The 18,875-nt window shown below is 66.7% G+C and carries 20 protein-coding genes; 12 read left to right on the forward strand and 8 right to left on the reverse strand.

The window, feature by feature from the left end:
• The first annotated feature begins 16 nt into the window (after positions 1–16).
• Positions 17–1,126 (forward strand): DNA alkylation repair protein, encoded by a 1,110-nt coding sequence (locus QRN07_RS17260; RefSeq protein WP_285241724.1) that lies wholly within the window; start codon positions 17–19, stop codon positions 1,124–1,126.
• 20 nt (positions 1,127–1,146) lie between these two features.
• On the opposite strand, the gene QRN07_RS17265 is transcribed toward QRN07_RS17260, so the two are convergent.
• The 6 genes from QRN07_RS17265 to QRN07_RS17290 all read right to left on the reverse strand — a co-directional run bounded on the left by QRN07_RS17265 (position 1,147) and on the right by QRN07_RS17290 (position 5,935).
• A complete protein-coding gene (locus QRN07_RS17265) occupies positions 1,147–2,019 on the reverse strand; it encodes an NAD-dependent epimerase/dehydratase family protein (RefSeq protein ID WP_056601315.1) in 873 nt (290 codons plus the stop codon).
• The gene (locus tag QRN07_RS17270; RefSeq protein WP_285241725.1) at positions 2,016–2,609 is read right to left on the reverse strand and encodes an adenylate kinase; all 594 of its coding nucleotides are present in this window, start codon (positions 2,607–2,609) and stop codon (positions 2,016–2,018) included. The genes QRN07_RS17265 and QRN07_RS17270 overlap by 4 nt, the downstream gene beginning before the upstream one ends.
• 145 nt (positions 2,610–2,754) lie before the next feature.
• Positions 2,755–3,990, reverse strand: a complete 1,236-nt coding sequence (locus QRN07_RS17275; RefSeq protein ID WP_285241726.1) for an Ig-like domain-containing protein — start codon at positions 3,988–3,990, stop codon at positions 2,755–2,757.
• The gene (locus QRN07_RS17280) at positions 3,987–4,544 is read right to left on the reverse strand and encodes a hypothetical protein (RefSeq protein WP_285241727.1); all 558 of its coding nucleotides are present in this window, start codon (positions 4,542–4,544) and stop codon (positions 3,987–3,989) included. Before QRN07_RS17280 ends, QRN07_RS17275 begins: the two co-directional genes overlap by 4 nt.
• A 1-nt stretch (position 4,545) precedes the next feature.
• Positions 4,546–5,388 (reverse strand): hypothetical protein, encoded by an 843-nt coding sequence (locus QRN07_RS17285; protein WP_285241728.1) that lies wholly within the window; start codon positions 5,386–5,388, stop codon positions 4,546–4,548.
• A 91-nt stretch (positions 5,389–5,479) separates the two neighbouring features.
• Positions 5,480–5,935 carry a hypothetical protein gene (locus tag QRN07_RS17290; protein ID WP_285241729.1) on the reverse strand — a complete coding sequence of 152 codons (456 nt, stop codon included), beginning with the start codon at positions 5,933–5,935 and terminating at the stop codon, positions 5,480–5,482.
• 392 nt (positions 5,936–6,327) lie between these two features.
• Here QRN07_RS17290 and QRN07_RS17295 point away from each other — a divergent pair, with 392 nt between their 5' ends.
• Positions 6,328–7,071, forward strand: a complete 744-nt coding sequence (locus QRN07_RS17295) for a GAF and ANTAR domain-containing protein (RefSeq protein WP_285241730.1) — start codon at positions 6,328–6,330, stop codon at positions 7,069–7,071.
• Here the strand turns inward: QRN07_RS17295 and QRN07_RS17300 are convergent.
• Positions 7,068–8,276 (reverse strand): MFS transporter, encoded by a 1,209-nt coding sequence (locus QRN07_RS17300; protein WP_285241731.1) that lies wholly within the window; start codon positions 8,274–8,276, stop codon positions 7,068–7,070. The two genes, QRN07_RS17295 and QRN07_RS17300, sit on opposite strands and share 4 nt — an antisense overlap.
• Positions 8,273–9,112 carry a MurR/RpiR family transcriptional regulator gene (locus tag QRN07_RS17305; protein ID WP_162242826.1) on the reverse strand — a complete coding sequence of 280 codons (840 nt, stop codon included), beginning with the start codon at positions 9,110–9,112 and terminating at the stop codon, positions 8,273–8,275. The genes QRN07_RS17300 and QRN07_RS17305 overlap by 4 nt, the downstream gene beginning before the upstream one ends.
• Positions 9,113–9,265: 153 nt before the next feature.
• Here QRN07_RS17305 and QRN07_RS17310 point away from each other — a divergent pair, with 153 nt between their 5' ends.
• From QRN07_RS17310 to QRN07_RS17355, 10 genes are all read left to right on the forward strand, one after another.
• On the forward strand, positions 9,266–9,859 hold the full coding sequence (locus tag QRN07_RS17310) for a tripartite tricarboxylate transporter TctB family protein (protein WP_050685103.1): 594 nt from the start codon (positions 9,266–9,268) through the stop codon (positions 9,857–9,859).
• A 2-nt stretch (positions 9,860–9,861) separates the two neighbouring features.
• Complete coding sequence (locus QRN07_RS17315) at positions 9,862–11,385, forward strand: tripartite tricarboxylate transporter permease (RefSeq protein ID WP_050685102.1); 1,524 nt, start codon at positions 9,862–9,864, stop codon at positions 11,383–11,385.
• On the forward strand, positions 11,382–12,389 hold the full coding sequence (locus QRN07_RS17320; RefSeq protein ID WP_056601298.1) for a Bug family tripartite tricarboxylate transporter substrate binding protein: 1,008 nt from the start codon (positions 11,382–11,384) through the stop codon (positions 12,387–12,389). The genes QRN07_RS17315 and QRN07_RS17320 overlap by 4 nt, the downstream gene beginning before the upstream one ends.
• A gap of 2 nt (positions 12,390–12,391) precedes the next feature.
• Entirely contained in the window at positions 12,392–13,030 is a 639-nt protein-coding gene (locus QRN07_RS17325) for an RraA family protein (RefSeq protein ID WP_350224302.1), read from the forward strand.
• A 128-nt stretch (positions 13,031–13,158) separates the two neighbouring features.
• Positions 13,159–13,566: a response regulator transcription factor gene (locus tag QRN07_RS17330; protein WP_050685100.1), complete on the forward strand. Its 408-nt coding sequence runs from the start codon at positions 13,159–13,161 to the stop codon at positions 13,564–13,566.
• A gap of 22 nt (positions 13,567–13,588) precedes the next feature.
• Positions 13,589–14,569, forward strand: a complete 981-nt coding sequence (locus QRN07_RS17335) for a phosphodiester glycosidase family protein (RefSeq protein ID WP_285241732.1) — start codon at positions 13,589–13,591, stop codon at positions 14,567–14,569.
• Between the two features lie 9 nt (positions 14,570–14,578).
• The gene (locus tag QRN07_RS17340; RefSeq protein ID WP_285241733.1) at positions 14,579–15,679 is read left to right on the forward strand and encodes a bifunctional glycosyltransferase family 2/GtrA family protein; all 1,101 of its coding nucleotides are present in this window, start codon (positions 14,579–14,581) and stop codon (positions 15,677–15,679) included.
• A 76-nt stretch (positions 15,680–15,755) separates the two neighbouring features.
• On the forward strand, positions 15,756–16,430 hold the full coding sequence (locus QRN07_RS17345; RefSeq protein ID WP_285241734.1) for a DUF4956 domain-containing protein: 675 nt from the start codon (positions 15,756–15,758) through the stop codon (positions 16,428–16,430).
• Positions 16,427–17,212 (forward strand): polyphosphate polymerase domain-containing protein, encoded by a 786-nt coding sequence (locus tag QRN07_RS17350; RefSeq protein ID WP_285241735.1) that lies wholly within the window; start codon positions 16,427–16,429, stop codon positions 17,210–17,212. The genes QRN07_RS17345 and QRN07_RS17350 overlap by 4 nt, the downstream gene beginning before the upstream one ends.
• 38 nt (positions 17,213–17,250) lie before the next feature.
• Complete coding sequence (locus tag QRN07_RS17355; protein WP_285241736.1) at positions 17,251–18,849, forward strand: carbohydrate-binding domain-containing protein; 1,599 nt, start codon at positions 17,251–17,253, stop codon at positions 18,847–18,849.
• The last annotated feature ends 26 nt before the right edge of the window (positions 18,850–18,875 follow it).

Below are 18,875 nucleotides of genomic sequence, written 5' to 3' on the forward strand. Positions count from 1 at the left end.
GGGATAGCCTGACGGCATGGGTGCGATGAATGAGCTGATTAGCCGGCAGGCGGTAGGCGTGCTGGCCGGGATCCTCGCAACCGCAGCGCCCGCCGCCCGGTGGCCTGCGATGGCCGGGGCCGGCACGGGACTGGCCGAACTCAGCCTGCGTCAACGCACTGACCAGGTCAGCGCCGCGCTGGTGGCGGACCTGGGCCGCCTGGCGGACCCCGGCTACGCGACGGCGGCCCATGTGCTCCGGAAGGCGCTGGCTGACCCCGGGTTGACCGGATGGATCCTCTGGCCGGTCTCCGAGGCCGCCGTCACACTGGCCCTCGAGTCGGATGATGCCCGCGATTTTGGCGACTGCCTGGCCTTTCTCGCTGAGCTGACGCCCCGGCTGACCGGGGAGTTTGCCATCCGGCGGCTGCTGGCCCGGGATCCGGACGCGGCCCTGCAGGCCATCCGGACCTGGACGGGCCACCCCGACGAACACGTCCGCCGCCTCGCCAGTGAGGGCACCCGGGCCTACCTGCCCTGGGCTGTCCGTGTTCCGGCCCTGGTTCAGCGCCCTGAAGCCACCCTTCCCATCCTCGACGCCCTGTACCGCGACCCGTCGGAGTACGTGCGCCGCTCCGTGGCCAACCACCTCAACGACCTGGCGCGCCACGCACCCGCCGTAGTGGTGTCGACGGCGGCAGGCTGGCTGGCCGCGCCGGACGCCAATACGGCGTGGGTGGTCCGGCACGGACTGCGGACTCTGGTTAAGAAGGGCCATCCGGAGGCGTTGGCGCTCCAGGGCTTCGAACCGGCGTCGGTGGCTGTCTCGGAGCTCCGCCTGGACCGGATCGAGGTCGCCATGCCAGGGGACCTGGGCTTCGAATTCGAGATCTCAAACAGCGGCAGTGAGCGGGCGCGGCTGGCGGTGGACTACGCGGTCCACTTCCGCAAGGCCAACGGCAGCCAGTCCGTGAAGATCTTCAAGCTCACGGCACTGACCCTTGCCCCGGGCGAGACCAGGACGCTGGGGAAGCGGCACGCCTTCAAACCGATGACCACCCGAGTCCATCATCCTGGTCTGCACGCCCTGGAGCTCCAGGTCAATGGCCTACGGCACGGCCGCGCGGAGTTCAACGTCCGCACCTGACGGCCGCGATGCCGGCTCCGTCAGTCCTCCGTGGGTGTGGTCCTGTTGGGGTGGTAGGTCCGCCAGCTGTGCTCCGGTTCGAACCCCAGCAGCCGCCGCGCCTTGTCAATGGAGAGCATGGTTTCGTGCTCCCCCAGCTCCTTGGTGACCCGGACGTCCGGGAAGACCTCCGCGGCCAGGCTGGCGCTGGAACGGCTCATCACGGTGTCCGCGTTGGCCACGATGAACGCTTCGAACCCCGGCTCCCCGTACTCGAGCGCCCGGACCACGGCTTGGGCCCCGTCGCGGCCGTCAATGTAGCCCCACAGGTTCCACTTCCGCAGTGTGGCGTCGGCATCAAAGGACGGGAAGTTCTCGTAGTCCTGGGCGTCCATCACGTTGGAGAACCGCAACGCCACGATGCCCAGTTCCGGGTCCCAGCGCGTCAGTTCGATCGCCATCTGCTCTTCGAGGTGCTTGACCAGCGAGTAGGTGCTTTCCGGCCGGGCGGGATATTCCTCGTCCACCGGAATGTAGGGCGGGTCAACGTCGAAGGGCAGGCCCAGCACCGTCTCGCTGGACGCGTACACCACCTTTTTGATCCCGGCCCGGCGGGCAGCCTGGAAGACGTTGTAGGTGGAGAGCATGTTGTTTTCGAAGGTGGCCGCGTCCGGGAGGATGCCCGGCGCGGGGATCGCCCCAAGGTGGACGACGGCGTCAAAGCCTGAGTGCCTGTCGTCCAGTCCCAGCAGCACATCCAGGACCTGGCCGTAGTTGCGGAGGTCCACGATCGCCAGTCCGGGGCTGCGGTCCCCCGCCCGGTCCAGGTTCAGGACCTGATGCCCGTCAGCGGTGAGCCTGCGCACCACGTGCCGCCCCAGTTTTCCGCTGCCGCCTGTCACTGCAATTCTCATGGGTGTCCGCCTTTTCCGTTCAGGAAGTGTTCGACGGCGGCAATGGCCGCCTCCGTGATTTCGCCGGGGTCCCCGCTGCCGTCCACGGACACCACCAGACCCCGGCCAGCGTACACGGAGACCACTTCGTGGGTTTCGCGGTGGTAGAGGTCGAGGCGGCGGCGGAAGACATCCACTGTGTCGTCCTTGCGGCCCTGGTCCTTGGCCCGCTGCAGCATGCGTTGTTCCAGTTCGGCGTCGGGTGCCCGCAGTTCGATGACGGCGTCCACCCGCTTGCCCTGCGAGCGCAGCATGTTGTCCAGTTCGGTGACCTGCGGTGCCGTGCGGGGAAAGCCGTCCAGCAGGAACCCGGCCTCGACATCGGCGTCCAAAAGCCTGTCCTTGACCAGTGCGTTCGTCAGGTGGTCGGGCACAAAAAGGCCGTCATCCAGGTATTTGGCTGCTTCCTTGCCCAGCGGGGTCTCTTCGCTGACGTTGCTGCGGAAGATGTCGCCGGTGGAAACGGCGGGGATCCCGAAATGCCGCGCCACGTGCTCGGCCTGGGTGCCTTTTCCGGAGCCGGGCGGACCGATGATGAGCAGTCTGGTCATATTCCTTGTCCCTCCGCGGCGTCATCGCCACTGTGTTGGGGTCAGCCTCCGGCAACGCCGGTGCGTGCTTCATTCTGCCCATAAGGGTCAGCACAATGCCAGCCGCCGGGAGGGGACCGGAGGCTGGCATGGTGCTGGCGGGGAGTCAGAACTTGGAGGCAGCCCCCGTGAACGGGGTTGTCGGTAGCGCGTAGCCATTGCGATCCGTCATTCCGGCGGCCGGGGTGTAGCGGTGGCTGCCGGGTTTGCTCACCGAATTGCCTGTCCCGAACCGGCTTCCAAGGGTAATCGTCAGTTCGTTCGTTGCGGCGTTCCAGGCCAGCGAGGACACCACGGAGCCGCTGACGCCTGTACCGTGGAAACTCAGGGCTGTAGCTCCCACGTAATTGCCGTCAAGCTTCACCGAGCCAATTCGCGCAGTTCCGCAAGCCGGACTGCCTATGGCGACGCTCAGTACCTGGTCAGTGCCGACGTTGACAGTGACCTGTTCTGAACCGGCCACGACCTGGCTGCCGCCCGTAGGGCTCCAATTGCTGCAGATACTCGAGGGGTCCAGCGCCTCGGAGAACTTGATCACCACCTTGTCGCCCGGGTCAATGTTGTTGTTGCTTCCTCCGTTGAGGAGTGTCAGCGCCTCGACAGCCGGCGCCGTGGTGTCCTTGCTCGAGGTAGCCGTCCCGGCAACAACACTGACGTTGCCCGCTGCATCCGTGGCGACCACCGAATAAGTGACCGTCGGGTCGTTGAGCGTGGTCAGGTCCATCACGGCACTCCACTGGCCCAAGCTGTCGGCAGAGACTGTTTTCGGAACCGAGTGCACTGCGCCAGCGTCCTTGGCGGTAATCGTCACCGATGACAACGGCTCGGCGTTGCCGCTGACCTGGACACCCCCGACAGTGCTGCTGGTGATCAGCGCCGGTGCGCTGATTGTTGGCGTCGGTGGTGGTGTGGTTTCTGCAGCAGCGACACCTAAGCTGCGTGCCGATTCCGCCCCGGCCCAGTCGCCGAGGACGGGCGTGACGGTGTAGTACCAGGTGCCGGCCGGCAGGGCGGCCTCGGTGCAGGTGAGCGCATCGATATTCCCGGAGCACGCTCCCCCGGCGGCAACCTTGGTGCCACCGGCAGCTGACGCGTAACGCGCAACGGTGTAGCGGGCAACCGGGCGGCCCGCCGCCGTCGTGCCCTGCTGCCAGCTGACCGAAGCGGCACCGGCAGATGCCGATGCTATGGGTGCTGCCACAGCCTGTAATGAATCGGCGCGGGCTGCTCCGGCGTTGCTGCCCAGGGCCTGCCAGTAGGCGTTGGCCGCCGGCCCACCCCACGTAACGGCGAGCGCCGCCGTGACCACGCAAGCGATCCGGGTCCTGGCTGTACGGTTCATTTGCGGGCCTCCAGGGTGACGGGCAGGCTGAATGTGGCGCCTTGGCACACTGAGGCTGATGCCGTGGACATGGCTGCGGCGCCGGGCAGGGTGATCAGCGCCGTCGAGTTGGCTGCAATAGTGACCGGCGGGGCCAGCGGCGCCGCAGGAGCAACGAATGTCACCCCGGTGGTGAGGCAGGTCGCGTGGGCGGCGTCTGCCGTGGCCGCGCCGCTGCCCGTGATGGCGTAAACCTGCACGGCGTAACTGTTGGGGTTGAACGCCCGGACGGCAACATCGGCGGTGCCGCCCGGGACGAGGGTGGTTTGCGGGCTGTCGCCTGCCACGAGCGCCTGCGCCGTGACAGCTGCCATGGTGCCGTTGGTGGCGGAACCGGTACCCGAGCCCAGCAGTGCCCAGTAGGCGTAGGCACCGCCCGCGCCCGTCGCCAGGCACAGCGTGAGGGTTGCCGCCGCAGTCCTGGCAGCCAGCTTTCGGGGCGCAGGCCGCGACGCAGACTTTATGGTGGTGGCTGTGAAGAGCCCGGTGGCTGCCCTGTGTCGTCCGGATGTCATCTCAGTTCCCTTCCCCTACGGCGGAGTAGGCGAGCTGAAGCGTGGCGCCCTTGCAGCCATCCTGGTTCAGCGCCGTGTCCAGCATGGTGATTTTCGGCCATACTGCCGACGACGATTTGAGGTTGCTGAGGGTGCTGGGCCCGACCGGAAGGGTCAGTGGATAGCCTCCGCTGTAGTTGGTCACCACGTAGTCCGCCATGGTGCAGGGAAGCCCCGCCGCGACGGCTGCCTGGGTCCTGGTGATGCCGGCGATCGTCACCGACAGGTTGGACAGCGCCAGGGTTTTGTTGTTCGGGTTGGCGAAGGATGGATTGAGCGGGAGCGTGGATCCGGGGGTGAGCAGCTGGCCGAGGTTCCCTGAGATGCTGAACGTCTTCTTGGCGGCCTGGACGAACAGTTGGACTACAACGGCGGCGGCCTGGCTGTCGCCGGCGGTGGTGGAAAGGGTGAGGTCCGCTTTGCCGTTCGGGGTGGTGGCTGACGTTGCCACGGTGAGCACAACCGTGGCGGCCTTTCCGGAACCCAGCGTGACCGACGCCGGCGCGAAGACCGCCGTCGTGCTGGCCGGAAGTCCCGAAACAGTGGGAGTGACGGTGCCGCTGAAGCCGTTGGCCGAGGTCAGTGCCACGGAATAGGTGACAGTATCGCCCTGGTCAACCGTCCGGCTGGCGGGAGTGGTCTGGATGGTGACGCCCTTTTTGGTGCTGCCCTGGCTCCCGCCCTGGCTGGCAGCGAAGATGGTGCCGGCCGAAACGAGCATCACCAGAAGCCCCACCAGCAGCACTTTGACTGCTGTAGTGGTTCTTCGCATGGCAGTGCGGAAGTACCCGGATTCGTTCTGCACGTCTTGCCCTTCTGGTTTGGTCTGGGAGTTGCGGGCGGGTTGGAAATCGCCGGCGGGGAAGGATCAGGTCCTCCCCCGCCGGCGAAGCCTGTTAGACGCTGCCCACCGTGATGGTTACGACGGCGCCCTTGCACGCGTCCTGGTTCTCGTCGCTGTTGTTGAACTTCAGCACTCCGCTGCCCACGGAGACATTGGACGCACCGGCCGCAACGAGGGAGTTGGATGTGACAGCGGTGACCTCAAACCAGGAGGCCTTGCAGTTCGTGGGATCGCTCGTGCTTACGGTGGCGGTCAGGGCGCCCACCCTGGAGCCTGTTGTGTTGGTGTTGGCAGCCGTGTAGGCGACACTGGCCTCGTTGCCCGGCGCAAGACCAGCCGCGAAAGTTGCCGTCAGCGCCAGGGTGCCATTGGCCGTGGCGTTGGTGGCAGTGCCACTGCCCGAGCCCGTCGTGGTCCAGTAGGCGTAGGCTGCGCCGCCGCCGCCGGCCACCAGTGCGAGCGCTCCAGCAGTTGCGAGGACCTTGTTCTTCTTCGTCATTGTGCGCATGAGTAGGACTCCTTTGTCTGAAAGTAAGAGTGATGATGAGACTCACAGCGACCGGGCCCGCTGTGGGATCCTGGCGTTTGGCTGCTCGATGACGCTCATACTTCCGGGCGATGGGAACGTGAACAACGCGTAGCGGTACTGGTCTTTTGGCACAGCTCCCGCCGGCGACCTCTTGGTTTCACCACCTGGTACTCAGTTTTTGCCGCGGCGCCGCCCAATCCGTGACGGTGCAGTTTCAGCGGCTGGCGCGTGTATATAATTTTGGATACCGGCTTAGCAGAAGGCCGTTGGAAAGTTCGTCGATCCAGCGACCGTCACCCGTTCCCCGTTGCACGCGGAACCGCTGTGGGTTGCTGGCTCGTTTTGACCTGAGCGATTGGCACCAGAAAATCGTGGCCGGCGAGTCAACTGCAAAACCCGATATATCCATCACAGAGCACCTCCATGAACTGGTCCTCAGCAGTTCCGACGTGGAGGACTTCCTGAGCGAACTTGCGCAGGTTTCTGCCCGCAACCTCTCCGAGCCGGGCGACGAGATCCTGTGCGCCATCACGTTGCTGCGGCCGCGCAAGGCCGCCACCACTGTTGCCAGCAGCCCGGGGGCCGATGGCCTGGGCCAGCTCGAACACGAGTTTTCGCACACACCCAGCATGTCCGCCTCCCTCGGCCGCGAAACGGTCCATGTCCGCGACGTGAGCGGGGACGTCCACTGGGCGGACTACTCGGCGGCAGTCCTGGCGGAAGGCGTCCGGTCGGTCCTGGCCCTGCCTTTCGAACTTGAGGGCGAAACCAAGGCCGCTCTGCTGCTCTATTCCAGCCGGCCCAACCGCTTTGCGGGCCGGGTGCTGAAATTTGCCGAAGAATTTGTTAAGCAGACGTCGCTGGCCCTGCGGCTGGCTGTCCGTTTTGCGCATTACAGCGAAACCGCGGCCAACCTGCGGGCCACACTGGAATCACGGACCCAGATCGACATGGCCGTGGGCATCATCATGGCGCAGAACCGGTGCAGCCAGCAGGAGGCCTTCGAAATCCTGCGGACCGCTTCCAGCACCCGGAATTCGAAGCTGCATGACGTGGCCACCGCGGTGGTCAATTCCCTGGGCCAGGGCCCGGCCAAAACCCACTACGACGGCTAGGACCCGCCACCGTCCGCCTCCCGGGGCGGCAGGGAGCCGACGTTGGAACCGCCCACCACCACGACTGCTCCGACCAGGAGCGCGGCGTTGGCCCAGAAGATTCCCAGGACGCCCAGCGGCGCCGCAAAAGCTCCGACCGCGACGGGCAAAGTAACCTGCGCCAGGCGGTTGACGCTCATCCGCAGCCCCAGGACTGCGCCGTGGCTCGACGAGGCGGTCAGCGCCACCACCCAGGCCATGGTCAGAGGCTGCGGAATACCCAGGCCCAGGCCAAGGCCCACCATCACCGCAATGGCGCCGGGGGCACCCACCAGGGGCAGCGCGGCGAGCGAGAGCACTGCCGCACCGATGGAAACCATCAGCATTGCCTTGCGGCCGAATTTATCGATCAGGCGCGTCAGCCCGAGCCTGCTGGCGACTGACACGGCCGCGCGCAGGGCAAGGAGCATTCCCACTACCGGCGCACTGACATTTTGCTCCGACGCCCACACGGGGACGAACGCATACATCAGGTCAACGGTCACCAGCACTGCTCCGCTGACCACCAGGGACCGCCACAGCCCGGGGGTCTTCAGCACCGTGGCCGCACTGGCCCGGGGCGCCCCCGCTTGCCGCCGGTTCTTCCGCAGCCCCGCATCGGTGCGGCGGAGGAAAAAGTAGGCCGGCAGGGCCAGCGTGCTGAATGCCAGGCACACCAACAGGCCAAGGCTGGTGTCCGGAGGATTGCCGCCGGGCACAGTGGCCGCGGCCGCGAAGGTGACAGCGGGCGGTCCCACCAGTTGTCCGATCGAGGCCGCGGCAGTGAGCGTTCCGAACGCGCTGTCCCTGGAGGCGCCGTGGCTGACGTGCGCCACAAAGGCCTGCTGCCCCACCATGACCATCAGGTGGCCCAGGCCAATCACGGCACTGGCCAGCAACAACACGGGCAGCCCCGGCACCAGCAGCATCAGGCCCGTCCCGCCCGCCGCAAGCAGCAACCCGGTAAAAGCCAGCACAATCCCGCCCACTTTGTCCGCCAGCCTCCCCACGGGGAAGGCGGCAAGCAGCGCAGGAAGGGCGAAGCTTGACGCGAGGACGCCCAGGAAGACCGGGTCTGCCCCGGCGGCGAGCGCGCGGTAGCCGATGATGAGCCGGATGCCCACCCACGAGGCCTGGGCCAGGATGGCTTGGCCGCTCAGGGCCGTCCGCCAGCCTGCATGGCTCACGGGCGCAGCGGTATTTCGTCCGCTCCCCCCAACAGCCTGGTCAGGTCATCGATGCTGTCGCGGGTGGCCTGGTAGCGGTCCGGATCGAGGTGGAAGATGGCCAGCTGCAGGGCGTAGGCAAGCGCCATGGGAATCAGCTGGGTCCGGTATTCGGTGTCGTCCCCGCGCCGGGCGGCAAGCAGGTGGTCCGGGCTGGGCCGGAAACGGTAACCCGGAACGTCGGAAAGCACAATGCTCCGGCCGCCGCGCCGCGCCGCCTCGGAGATGAGGGTGGGAAGGTGCAGCGGCGCTTCCCGCAGCGCCAGCGCTATGAGGGCGCTGTTTTCGTCGAAGCTGACGAAGCCTTCCGCGAGGTCCTTCGGGGTGGCGCCCAGCAGGACGGTTGCCAGGCCCAGCCGCCGCAGCCGGCGGGCAAGCAGTTCAAGGGTGGGCCGTTCATCGTTTTTTGAGTACAGGTACACCACGCTGGAGACGTGCAGCGCCTTGGCGGCAGCGTCCAGGTCCTCCTGCGGGACAAAATGCGGCAGCCGCTTCAGCGCCCTGATCTCGTCGGCGATAAAGGCTGTCAGGTCATGGCCCGATTCCCCGCGCATCACGGTGGCGCTGGGAACCGTCTCCTCTTCGTCCCTGCGCAGGTCTGCCCGCAACTCCGGGTAGCCCCGGTAGCCCAGCTTCTTTGCCAGGCGAACCACCGTGGATTCATGGGTCCGGGCCCGTTCGGCCACTTCAGCGGCCGGGATGCCCGCCATATCCCCGGACATCAGCACGTTCATGGCGCGCTCCTCGGAAGCGCTCAGCCTGACCGTACTGCTGGCAACTACTGCTTTGAAACTCACTCTGGCTCCCCTTTGAGATCCGCGTTCCATTCGATGTGATGCTTGACACTATGCCACGGACATGCAATCCTGTGCAAGATTGCAAGAACGGTTAAGGACCAATCCTGCTTCACCTATTTTCTCCACTTTGCCGCAGAGAGGCGGACAACAAAGATGCAAACCCTCAACGCACCTGTTGCGCTTGAATGGACGGTTGCCTCCGCGGCCGTCGCCGGGGGCCTGGCCATAGCAGTGGTGGGTGCCGGTTATGGCCTCACCAACACGTCCGGCGTGGGCGCCGGGTTCTTCCCAACAGTGGCCGGCACCCTGATGGCCCTGGCCGGTGTGCTCTGGCTCCTCCAGCTCGCAGCGGCTCGCAAAACGGCTGCCGCAGCACCCGCCATCGGCGACATACTGGAGTCCGTACCGCCGCACCACGATTCCGGTTCGGCACTGGTGTCGCTGCTTGATGACGACAACAGCGAGGAACCGGAAGCGGACTTCCCGGACCGGCAGGGCATTGCCCGCGTGGGGATCATCGCCGCCGCGATCCTGCTGGCCGCGCTGCTGCTGCCCTACCTGGGCTACACCATCGTGATGACCCTGATGCTGGGCTCCATCCTCTTCCTCGTCAGCAAGCGGAAACTGTGGCTGGCGGTCCTGGTGGCTGTCGGCGCCGCGCTGGCGTCCCGCCTTGTTTTTGAAGTGTGGCTGGGTACGGCGCTGCCTACCGCCAGCATCGACTTCCTCGCCGGACTGGGGCTGTAGCCATGGGTTTTGACCAGCTTCTGGGTGGCCTGGCCACCGTCTTCACTCCCGAACACCTCCTGTTTGCCCTGATCGGCTGCGTGCTCGGCATGCTGGTGGGCGTACTTCCGGGCTTCGGCCCGGCTGCGGCGGTGTCCCTGCTCATCCCGGTGACCTTCGGCTTGGACGCCACGTCGGCGATCATCATGCTGGCCGCCATCCTGTACGGCGCGGCCTATGGCGGAACCACGACGGCGGTCCTGCTGCGGATCCCGGGCGAAGCATCCTCCATCGCCACCACCCTTGACGGCTACCAGATGGCCAAGCAGGGACGGGGCGGACCGGCCCTGGTGATCGCGGCCCTCGCCTCCTTTGTGGGCGGACTGATCGGCGTCGTCGGGTTTGTGGTGGTGGCCCCGTTCAGCCGCCTCGCCCTGGAATTCGGCGCCCCGGAACTGTTCCTCGTCTCCCTCCTGGGCTTCGCCCTGATCACCAGCTTCGCCGGCTCGAACCCCGCCAAGGCCCTGCTCAGCGCCGCGGCCGGCCTGGCCATCGCCACCGTCGGGGTGGACTCCGGTGTCGGAATCGCCCGCTTCACGTTTGACATGCCAGAACTGTTCGACGGGCTGGGCCTCGTGGCCATCGTGATGGGCGTCTTTGGCCTCAGCGAAGTCCTGGGCCAGGCCCAGAAGGGCCCCCTGGGAGTGCCGAGCCCGCTCAAGGTCGCAAGGCTGCTGCCCACCCGCACCGACCTGCGGCGCTCCGCACTGCCGTCCCTGCGCGGATCGGTTATCGGCTTCTTTATGGGCCTGCTCCCGGGCTCTCCGGGCGCCGCCACCTCACTGGCCTCCTACGCCGCGGAGAAAAAACTCTCCAAGCGCTCCAAGGAGTTCGGCCGGGGCGCGGTGGAAGGCATCGCCGGACCGGAATCGGCAAACAACGCCCTGGCAGTGTCCTCGATGATCCCGCTGTTCACCCTGGGCATCCCCACCTCCGCCACGGTGGCCATCATGGCCGGCGCGTTCACCATGAACGGGCTTATCCCCGGGCCGCTGCTGTTCCGGGACAACCCGGACGTGGCCTGGGCCATCATCGCCAGCCTCATCGTGGGCAACCTGATCCTGCTGGTCCTTAACGTGCCGCTGGCCCGGGTCTGGATCGCCGTGCTGAAGGTTCCGTTCCACTACCTCATGGCCGCCATCCTGGCCTTTATGTTCCTGGGCACCTACTCCATCAACGGCAGCGCCTTCGACATCCTGATCATGCTGGGCGCCGGCCTGCTGGGCTACGTCTTCCAGCTGGTCAAGGTCCCGCTCACGCCGCTGGTCCTGGGACTCATCCTGGGCCCGTTGCTGGAAGAGAACTTCCAGCGGTCCCTGGCCCTGTCCCGCGGCGACTACAACGTGTTCCTGCAGGGCCCCATCAGCCTCACCCTGATCGGCGTCATCGTCCTGGCCATCCTGTTCGGCGCCGTCCGCCCCCTCATCGCTTCCATGCTGAAGAAAAAGACCATCACCCCTGTCGCATCAAAGGAGCTTGCGAAATGAAAAAAATCCCCGCACTGACCGCCACCGCCGCACTGGCCGCGTCCGTTGCCCTGGCCCTCACAGGCTGCGGCGGACAGCCGGCATCCAGCACCGCTGCCGCCGACTTCCCCAAAGCCGGCTCCACCATCGAGTGGATCGTCCCGTCCGCAGCCGGCGCCGGCAACGACATCCTGGCCCGCATCATTGCTCCTGTGATGCAGGAGGACCTGGGCGCCAACATCAAGGTGGTCAACAAGGAAGGCGGCAGCCAGGTAGTGGGCCTGAACTATGTGGCCCAGGCCAAGCCGGACGGCCTCACCTTCGGCAACACCAACATCCCCTCCATCCTTGGCCGCTACCTTGACCCGTCCAAAAAAGCCGCCTTCGACCGCGGCAGCTTCACCCCCATCGGCTCGTTCGCCACCAACTCCGTGGTGATCGGCGTCAACAAGGACAGCAAGTACAAAACCATCAAGGAACTGTTCGACGCCGTCAAGGCCGAACCGGGCAAGATCACCGTGGGCACCGACTCCCGCGCAGGAGATGACCACATCAACCTGCGTCTCCTCGAGGACCAGCTTGGCCTGGACTTCAACATCGTGCATTACAACAGTGGCGCGGACAAGGTCGCAGCCATCGTCTCCGGTGAGACCGATTTCGCCCTGGGCGGCGTCTCGAGCTTTTACGGCCAGTACAAATCCGGCGACATCAAGCTCCTGACCGTCGTCGAGGACGCTGCAAGCCCGTTCGCCCCGGAGGTTCCCACGCTGAAGGGCTCCGGCTACGACGTCAAGCCGATGGCCAGCAACTTCGCCCTCTCCGTTCCGTCCAAAACGCCCAAGGACGTTGTGGCAAAGCTCGAGTCCGCGCTGAAGAAGGCCACGGAAACTCCGGCCGTGCAGGAAAAGCTCAAGGGTGCGGCCACCCAGCCCGCCTGGAAGTCCAGCAGCGACGTAGCCAAGCTCTGGGAAGAGCGCGAATCCACCATCAAGCCCGTCATCGATGAACTCCTGAAGCAGCAGTAACCGTGGACTCCTCCAGAAAGGCCGGCGATACCATGCAGGCAGACCTCAGCTCTCCCCTGTCCACCGCTGAACTGGTGCAGCGACTGGCAGCCATTCCCACCGCCAACATCAGCGACGCCCAGGAACGGATCGGCGTGGCCTCGGCCCTCTCACCCTCCTGGCCCGGCGCCAGGCTGGCCGGGCCCGCCTACACGGTGTGGACCAGGCCCGGGGACAACCTCTACATCCACAAGGCGCTCGAAGAAGTGCAGCCGGGCGATGTGATTGTGGTCAACGGTGGCGGCGACCAGTCCCGCGCCCTCATCGGCGACATGATCGGCATCCGCGCCCGGAACCAAGGCGTGGCCGGCTTCGTGATCGACGGCGCCGTCCGCGATGCCGATGCCCTGGCCGAATGCGGGCTGCCGGTCTTCGCCCGCTCCGTTACCCCTGCCGGACCCTACAAGTTCGGCCCGGGCCGACTGCAGATCCCGGTGGCGATCGACGGCGTCGTGGTGTCACCCGGCGACCTGGTCATCGCCGACGCCGACGGCGTGGTGGTGGTCCGCCGGGACGATGCGGAGCAGGTCCTCGCCCAGGCGGAAGCCATCGAAGCCCGCGAGGAAGCCAAACGCACAGCCTTCGCCGGCGCCGCCAGCTAAACACCGGCACGCAGTGCTGGCCGGCGCCCCGCAGGGAGCTCCGGCCAGCACCACGTCAAGACGCGGGACGTAACACCACACGGGCACCTTCCAACGGTAGACTGGTGCAAAATCTTGCCGGGGGCCTCATGAAACAGCAACGCATCTGCCTCGTCATTGAGGACAATGACGACATCAGGGGACTCATCACCCTGGTCCTGGGCCGCGCCGGCTTCGAGGTCCGGGCCGTGGCCACCGGCGCCGCCGGCATCGCCGCGGCAGCGGATCCCGCCGTCGCCCTGATCACCCTGGACATGGGCCTGCCGGACATGGACGGGCACGTGGTGGCCCGGGCGATCAGGGCCCTGAGCAAAGCGCCGCTGCTGTTCCTCACCGCCAGGTCCGAAAGTGACGACATCCTTGCAGGCATGGCATCCGGCGCTGACGCATACCTGACCAAACCGTTCCGGCCCGCGGAGCTCCAGATCATGGCACTGCAGCTGTGCCCCGATCCGGTTTCACAGGCCCCGCACATATCCGGCAAATCAGCTTCCTAACTTGGCCGCCTAAAAATGAGGAATGACTCCTCAGCACAAACCAACACGTAGGCCGGGCCGCCTCAGGCAGGCCGTCATTGCAGGGTCTGTAGCCCTCACGCTTTCGGCCGGCGGCGCCACCGCCTGGGCCCTGGACCGCTTTGTGGTCCAGCACGTGGCCATCGCAGACGTCTCCGCGTACGAGGCCAGCCAGAACAGCGCCGCCGGCACCACCACCGCGGACACCGCCGCCGATGCTGCGGCCACCGCCGTCACCACTGACACGTCCTACTCCGCCGGCGACACCAACATCAGCATCTCCACGGTGACCACCGGAACCGGCGACAGCACCGTCACCTACTACGTGGCCGACGTCGTCCTCGATGACGCCACCACCCTCCAATCCGCCTTCGCCAACAACAGCTTCGGTGAAAACATCACCGAAACCACCTCCGCCATCGCTGCGGACAACAATGCCGTCTTCGCTATCAACGGCGACTATTACGGCTTCCGGGACACCGGCATCGTGATCCGCAACGGCGTGGTGTTCCGCGACGAGGGCGCCCGGCAAGGACTGGCGTTCTACCGCGACGGCACCGTCAAGGTCTACGACGAAACCACCACTACCGCCGACCAGCTGATTGCCGACGGCGTCTGGAACACCCTCTCCTTCGGCCCGTCCCTCCTGGACAACGGCGAAGTGGCCGCGGGCATCGAGGACGTGGAGGTGGACACCAACTTCGGCAACCACTCCATCCAGGGCGAACAGCCCCGCACCGCCGTCGGCGTCATTGACGGGAACCATCTGGTGTTTGTGGTGGTGGACGGCCGCAGCCCAGGCTACAGCGCCGGCGTCACCATGACCGGCCTAGCTGAAATCATGCAGGGCCTCGGCGCCACCACCGCGTACAACATCGACGGCGGCGGGTCGTCCACCATGTATTTCAACGGCTCCCTGGTCAACAATCCGCTGGGCGAAAACAAAGAGCGCGGCACCTCCGACATCCTCTACATCGCAGGCTAGGGCCGGGCCATGATCATCCTCATTCCCGCCTACGAGCCGGACGGCCAGCTGCCTGACCTGATCCGCACCCTCCACGACGCCGAGCCGTTCGCCCCCGTGGTGGTGGTGGATGACGGCAGCGGCCCGGCGTACAAGGACGTGTTCGACGCCGTCAGGGCACTCGGGTGCCACGTCATCGGTTACGGCCGCAACCGGGGGAAGGGGTTCGCGTTGCGTACCGGCTTCGGTTTTGTGGCGGAAAACCTTCCCGGCCACGACGTGGTCTGCGCCGACAGCGACGGCCAGCACCGGGCCAACGACATCCTGAAAGTAGCCAACACGCTGCAACAGAACAGGTCCGCGCCGTGGGGCCAGGCCACCATGGCGCTGGGCAGCCGGAACTTCACCGGCGAGGTGCCCGCCCGCAGCCGGTTCGGCAACGAAGCCACCAAGGCCCTCTTTACCCTGGCCACCGGCGAGCGCATCCCGGATACCCAGACCGGGCTCCGCGGCTACCCCGCAGCGATGCTTCCGTGGCTGCTGACCGTCCGCGGTGACAGGTATGAATACGAGCTGAACCTGCTGCTGGAGGCCCGGCACGCCGGTTACGCCCTGCAATCGGTGGAGATCGCCACGGTGTACCTGGACCACAATTCAGGCTCGCATTTCAGGCCGCTTGCCGATTCGGTCCGGATTTACGCACCGATGCTCAAGTTCCTGGCATCGTCCTTCGCCGCGTTCCTGGTGGACACCGTGGTGTTCCTGGTTTTGACCGTGCTGGTCGACTCGCTGCTCCTGGCGGTGCTGGGTGCCCGCGCGGTCAGTTCGGCAGTGAACTTCATGGTCAACCGGCGCCTGGTGTTCAGGCACGGCGGGGAGAAGCCTGCCGGGTCCACCGGCCTGCGCTACTTCGGCCTGGTAACTGTGCTGCTCGCCGCCAATTTCGGCCTGATCTGGTCACTGGAGGCCGGCGGGATCCACCCGCTTCCCGCCAAGATCCTGGCCGAGATCGCCCTGCTCGCCATCAGTTTCACGGTGCAGCAGCGCTACCTGTTCGCCGGCAAAAGCGCCGCAGCCCCCGTTGACCGGACGTCCAGCGCAGCACCAGCCCGCACTCATATATCCGGCTAGGTTCCGTCACAGCAGCGGCACAGTATTGCCCGGCATCGTAGTTACCAGCCCACCGAGAACCCACCCGGAGAATCCCATGAACCCCCTGATTTTTATCCTGGCAGACCTTGCCGCCATCAGCCTCCTGACCTTCGCCCTCTACCTCCGCCGGCACCGCCGCCGGGACCTGGTGGTGTCGTACCTGGGCATGAACGTCGGCGTCCTGGCCGTTGCCACCGCCCTCTCCGGCTCGGCAGCGAGCCTGGGCCTGGGGCTGGGACTCTTAGGGGTCCTCTCCATCATCCGGCTCCGGTCCACCGAACTGGCCCAGCATGAGGTGGCCTACTACTTCTCGGCCCTGGCCCTGGGCCTGATCGCCGGACTCGGCATCGAACCCCTGTGGCTGACCGTCTCGCTGATGGCCCTGATCCTGCTGGTGATGTTTGTGGGCGACCACCCCCGCGTGCTCCCCGCCCACCGGCACCAGAGCGTGATCCTGGACCGCGCCATCGCCGAGGACAGCGAGCTCTTCGCCCGGCTGGAAGCAGTCCTGCACGGCAAGGTCCACTCCGCCACTGTCCAGGAACTGGACCTGGTGAACGACAAAACCATTGTGGACGTCCGCTACGCTTACGTGCCGGCAACCTGGCCTGCCGTGCCGGCGTCCGTCGTCGAGCCCATCTACCCCGCCCGGCAGGCCGTTTCCTCCCAGCAGGCCGCCGCCAGCGAGGCCGTCCCCGCCGCGGCACACGCCGGGACCGGTGCGGCATGAGCACCCTGGCTGCCGTCCCCATGGACAACCTGCACCTCCTGCCCGCGGTGGGACTCGAAGAGCTCAACGCCGAAGCCGCCCTCCAGACCCGGGTGGACCGGAAATACGTGGTCCCCACAGCCGTGGCCCGCCACCTGCTGGCCACCTTCCGCCACGAGGCCCGCATCCTGGAAATGGACGGCGCCCGCAGCTTCGCCTACGACTCGGTCTACTTCGACACGGCAGCCCTGGACAGCTACCTGTTGGCGGCCCACGGCCGCCGCCGGCGCTACAAGATCCGCACCCGCACCTACGTGGACAGCGGCATCAGCTTCCTGGAAGTCAAAACCGAGGGCGCCCGGGAAGCCACCGTCAAGGAACGCATCCCGTACCGCCTGGCGGACCGGGACCGCCTCACCGAGGAAGGCCTGGACTACGTCCGCGAAACCCTGGCCGCCGCCGTCGGCACCGTTCCTGCCGGCACCCTTGCGCCTGTCCTGGAAACCAGATACCACCGCACCACGTTGCTCCTGCCGGGCTGCGGCAGCCGGGCCACGATCGATACCGGGGTGACCTGGCAGCGGCCGGCCCACCGGTCCTGGGTCCTTACCGACGCGATCATCCTTGAGACAAAATCCGGTTCCACTGCCGGCCCGCTGGACCGGCACCTCTGGGCCCACGGCATCCGGCCGTCCCGGATTTCAAAGTTTGCCACCGGCATGGCAGCCCTTCGGGCGGACCTGCCGGCCAACCGCTGGCACCGGACGCTTCGCCGGTCGCTGAACCTCCAGCCCGCAGCCTGACCCTCCCACTCTCTTTCTTCCCCCAAAGGACCTTCACCATGAAAAGCTTCCGTTCATACCTCTCCGTTGCAGCCCTCGCCGCCGCGATCGGCCTGGCAGGCTGCTCAGTGGCCGCGACCACCCCCACCGGGGTGTCGTCCGTCAGCGGCGCCACCACCGGCAGCAGTTCCACGGCCACCACCGGGACGGCGCAGGCCGTTTCGCTGGACACCCTGGCTGAGGACACCCACTACGACGCCGACGACCTCACCTGGGACGCAGCCAGCGAAGTAGCCGTGACGCTGGCGGACGGTGCCAGTGCCGTGGCCGGCGGCACAACGTCGGACGCGGTCACAGTGGATGGCGATACGGTGACCATCACCGCCGCCGGCACCTACCGCCTCAGCGGTTCCCTTTCCGACGGCCAGGTGGTGGTCGCTGCCGGCGAGGAGGACACCGTCCGGATCATCCTGGCCGGCGCGGACATCACCAGCTCCACCGGTTCCCCGTTTGTGGTCCAGAGCGCCAACGAGGCCATCGTGTTCCTCGAGGACGGCACCAACAACGCGCTCAGCGACGCCACCAGCTACACGGACCAGGGCACGGACGCCCCCAACGCGGCGCTGTACTCCATGGCCGATCTGACCATCGCCGGCACCGGAGCGCTGACGGTGGACGGTAACTACAACGACGGGATCGCCAGCAAGGACGGCCTGGTCCTGGCGGCCGGCAACGTCACGATTAAGGCAGCGGATGACGGGATTGTGGGCAAGGACTACGCCGTCCTCCTCGACGGCGCCTACCAGGTCACCGCGGGCGACGACGGCTTCAAAAGCGACAACGACACAGACGAAGGCCGCGGCTGGGTCCTCATCAACGGCGGCACCCTGACCGTTTCAGCGGCCGACGACGGCGTCAAGGCCTTCAACACCCTCACCATCGCGGCCGGTACCACCACCGTGACGGAGTCGGAGGAAGGCCTCGAGGCACAGCACATCGTGATAGCGGGCGGCACGGCCACCGTCACCTCGAACGACGACGGCGTGAACGCCTCGGGCGGCAGCTCCACCACGGGCGCGGCGCAAGGCGGAATGGGCGGCGGCGAGACGGTGGGCGACTACACCGTGGAGGTGACCGGCGGCCTGCTGACAATCAACGCCCAGGGTGACGGCCTGGATTCCAACGGCAACGCGTCCATCTCCGGCGGCACCGTGATCGTCAACGGCCCCACAAACAGCGGCAACGGCGCGCTGGACGTCAACGGCGAACTGGCCGTGACCGGGGGTACCGTTGCCGCCGCCGGCAGCGCCGGGATGGTGGTAACCCCGGGCAGCACCTCCACCCAGTCGGGAGTCCAGGTTGCCCTGGATTCCACGGTGTCAGCGGGCACCGTGATCCAGCTCGCCGACTCCTCCGGCACCGTGGTGGCGGCCTTCGTCACCACCAAGGCAACGCAGTCGCTGGTGTTCTCGTCGGCGGCCATCACGGCGGGGGCGGAGTACACCGTGTACACCGGCGGAACTGCCACCGTCAGCGCGGGCCTCGGCGAAGGGACCCTGGACGGCGCCTCCAGCGCCGGCACCGTGACCGCCGGCGAATACACGGCGGCGCAGGGCCCGGGCGGTGGCATGGGCGGGATGGGTGGCGGCCGGATGTAACTGGCCACCACATGGAACGGGTGGCA

The sequence above is a fragment of the Pseudarthrobacter sp. MEB009 genome, assembly GCF_030208875.1.
Taxonomy (GTDB): domain Bacteria; phylum Actinomycetota; class Actinomycetes; order Actinomycetales; family Micrococcaceae; genus Arthrobacter.

Bases quoted from the DNA above. Each gene is read 5' to 3' on its own strand.
- QRN07_RS17260 (WP_285241724.1), top strand. From the start codon at position 17: ATGGGTGCGATGAATGAGCTGATTAGCCGGCAGGCGGTAGGCGTGCTG.
- QRN07_RS17265 (WP_056601315.1), bottom strand. From the start codon at position 2,019: ATGAGAATTGCAGTGACAGGCGGCAGCGGAAAACTGGGGCGGCACGTG.
- QRN07_RS17270 (WP_285241725.1), bottom strand. From the start codon at position 2,609: ATGACCAGACTGCTCATCATCGGTCCGCCCGGCTCCGGAAAAGGCACC.
- QRN07_RS17275 (WP_285241726.1), bottom strand. From the start codon at position 3,990: ATGAACCGTACAGCCAGGACCCGGATCGCTTGCGTGGTCACGGCGGCG.
- QRN07_RS17280 (WP_285241727.1), bottom strand. From the start codon at position 4,544: ATGACATCCGGACGACACAGGGCAGCCACCGGGCTCTTCACAGCCACC.
- QRN07_RS17290 (WP_285241729.1), bottom strand. From the start codon at position 5,935: ATGCGCACAATGACGAAGAAGAACAAGGTCCTCGCAACTGCTGGAGCG.
- QRN07_RS17310 (WP_050685103.1), top strand. From the start codon at position 9,266: ATGCAAACCCTCAACGCACCTGTTGCGCTTGAATGGACGGTTGCCTCC.
- QRN07_RS17315 (WP_050685102.1), top strand. From the start codon at position 9,862: ATGGGTTTTGACCAGCTTCTGGGTGGCCTGGCCACCGTCTTCACTCCC.
- QRN07_RS17320 (WP_056601298.1), top strand. From the start codon at position 11,382: ATGAAAAAAATCCCCGCACTGACCGCCACCGCCGCACTGGCCGCGTCC.
- QRN07_RS17330 (WP_050685100.1), top strand. From the start codon at position 13,159: ATGAAACAGCAACGCATCTGCCTCGTCATTGAGGACAATGACGACATC.
- QRN07_RS17335 (WP_285241732.1), top strand. From the start codon at position 13,589: ATGACTCCTCAGCACAAACCAACACGTAGGCCGGGCCGCCTCAGGCAG.
- QRN07_RS17340 (WP_285241733.1), top strand. From the start codon at position 14,579: ATGATCATCCTCATTCCCGCCTACGAGCCGGACGGCCAGCTGCCTGAC.
- QRN07_RS17345 (WP_285241734.1), top strand. From the start codon at position 15,756: ATGAACCCCCTGATTTTTATCCTGGCAGACCTTGCCGCCATCAGCCTC.
- QRN07_RS17350 (WP_285241735.1), top strand. From the start codon at position 16,427: ATGAGCACCCTGGCTGCCGTCCCCATGGACAACCTGCACCTCCTGCCC.
- QRN07_RS17355 (WP_285241736.1), top strand. From the start codon at position 17,251: ATGAAAAGCTTCCGTTCATACCTCTCCGTTGCAGCCCTCGCCGCCGCG.